The sequence below is a fragment of the Phocaeicola sp. RTP21359st1_B8_RTP21360_211022 genome, from assembly GCF_040911965.1.
GTDB classification, from domain to species: domain Bacteria; phylum Bacteroidota; class Bacteroidia; order Bacteroidales; family Bacteroidaceae; genus Phocaeicola; species Phocaeicola vulgatus.
Genome location: NZ_JBDFXP010000089.1, coordinates 4,840 through 6,999 on the forward strand (window position 1 = coordinate 4,840; position 2,160 = coordinate 6,999).

Genomic DNA, 2,160 nt, shown 5'->3' on the forward strand with positions numbered 1-2,160 from the left:
GTGGGGAATCACACCGCTGCAAATCTTCCTGCACAAGGATGAAGGGCATTGGCTGAACGGTCAGCCGGAAGCGGAAGACAGGGAAAGCTTCAAAGTCGGGGACAGATGGTTCAAGCCGAACTATCATGCCCATATCGTTTTCGACTGGATGAACCACGAAACAGGAAAGAGCCGAAAGCTCAATGACGATGACATGATGCAGATGCAGACCCTTGCATCCGACATCCTGCTGATGGAACGCGGGCAGTCAAAGGCTGTCACTGGTAAGGAGCATCTGGAACGGAACGACTTTATCATTGAGAAGCAGAAAGCTGAACTGCAACGCATGGATGCAGCCAAACGGCACAAAGAAGAACAGATAAATCTTGCCGAGCAGGAACTGAAACAGGTGAAATCAGAAATACGCACTGACAAGTTAAAGAAGACAGCCACCACGGCAGCGACAGCCATAACTAGTGGAGTTGCTTCTCTTTTCGGGAGTGGAAAACTGAAAGAACTGGAACGTGCCAACGAAAAACTGCAAGACGAGGTTTCAAAACGGAACACCAATATTGAAAAATTGCAGAGCCAAGTACAGCAGATGCAGAAACAGCATGATACGCAAATCCACAATCTCAGAGAAATGCACAGGCAGGAACTTGACATGAAAGAAAAAGAACTGTCACGGCTCGCCAGAATCATAGACAAGGCTTTCAGGTGGTTTCCGATGTTCAGGGAAATGCTGCGCATGGAAAAGTTTTGTGCCATGCTGGGATTCTCTAAAGAAATGACTGAAAGTCTTATAGTCAAAAAAGAAGCCCTGAAATGTAGCGGTAAAATCTATTCCGAGCAACACAGGCGGAACTTTGATATAAAGGATGATATTTTAAGGGTGGAAAATGACCCTGACGATGAAAGCAGGCTGAACCTGACAATAAACAGGAAGCCGATTGCCGACTGGTTCAGGGAGCAATGGCACAGGCTTAGATATGGAGCAAGAGTGCCGCAACAGGAAGAAAGAAAAAGTAGAGGATTCAAATTATAATAGAAGCAATTTGATTAGTAATCTAAAAGCACTCCGATAACGATTAGAGTGCTTTTAGATTGTTTATCATTAATTATCAAAGCAAGTGCAGTTTAAGATTTTACTGAAGTTTGCATTAATAAAGAATATACTACAGCTGATATATGCGCAACATATTGTGACGCTTGTGATTCATTTCCCTTGAAATCCTTAACAAATACCGCTAAGGTATAACTGATATTATTAGGCAGACATATATAGGCAACATCATTGTGAGCTGCAAGAACACCATTTTCATTAACATAACCTGAACCTGTCTTATGCGCTATAACAACCCCTTCTTTATCAAGAAGTGGAGCTGCTATCCTATCTACACCTGTTTTGCATTCTTTTAACGTATTCTTAATGAAACTTTGTTTCTCATCATCGATAAGACCTTCAGTAAACAAACGATTCATCAACATTGCAGCACCAAGAGGAGATGTATAGTTAGAGTAAGCCTTGTTATGGTCAGCCGACATTTCCTCTTCCGTATAAGCTATCTGAAAACTTGAACGAGGAATGAGTGTGGCTATAAAACTATCTGTTTGAGCGACATTAACCATATCCTTAAACATAAGGTTGCTTGCATTGTTGTCACTCTGAGTAAGAGTATAACGCAGCAAATCTCTCACTGTCAATGATATGACTGGCCCTGAATAATCTTTCAGCATAGGACTCCAAGTCTTTGGGTCAAGTTTATCCCTATTTATATTTACTAAGGTATCAAGTGAAATTCCTTTATTGTCAAAGTCATTACAAAGAGCTAATGCCTGATGAACCTTAAACACACTCATCATAGGATAAACACTCTTATTATTGACCTTAACCGTATCTCTGTTATTAACAATAACCGCCACACCAATTTCGCCAGGACAAGCTGAGACAATTTGAGAAATGCTATCAGTCAAAACATTTGTTAAAGGAGGATTTGCGCTATCTTTTGTCGCTGATTTATGGAACAATGAAAATACCAAGATGAAAATGCAAACTAAAGCTATACTCAAAACTACGATTTGTTTTTTTCTGTTTTTTTCCATGTTTATATTATTTATATTTGTTTGACGAGAATATCTTTATTTGCCGACAAAGGTACATAACTTTACGGAAAAATATGT

General features: G+C 40.1%; 2 protein-coding genes. One reads left to right on the forward strand and one right to left on the reverse strand.

Annotated features, from left to right (window positions below):
• Window positions 1-1,024: mobilization protein (locus tag AB5062_RS22280; protein ID WP_269113811.1), on the forward strand; the 1,024-nt coding region annotated here is incomplete at its 5' end.
• A gap of 92 nt (window positions 1,025-1,116) precedes the next feature.
• Here AB5062_RS22280 and AB5062_RS22285 read toward each other — a convergent pair.
• Entirely contained in the window at window positions 1,117-2,082 is a 966-nt protein-coding gene (locus AB5062_RS22285) for a CfxA family broad-spectrum class A beta-lactamase (RefSeq protein WP_004339683.1), read from the reverse strand.
• Window positions 2,083-2,160 lie beyond the last annotated feature (78 nt).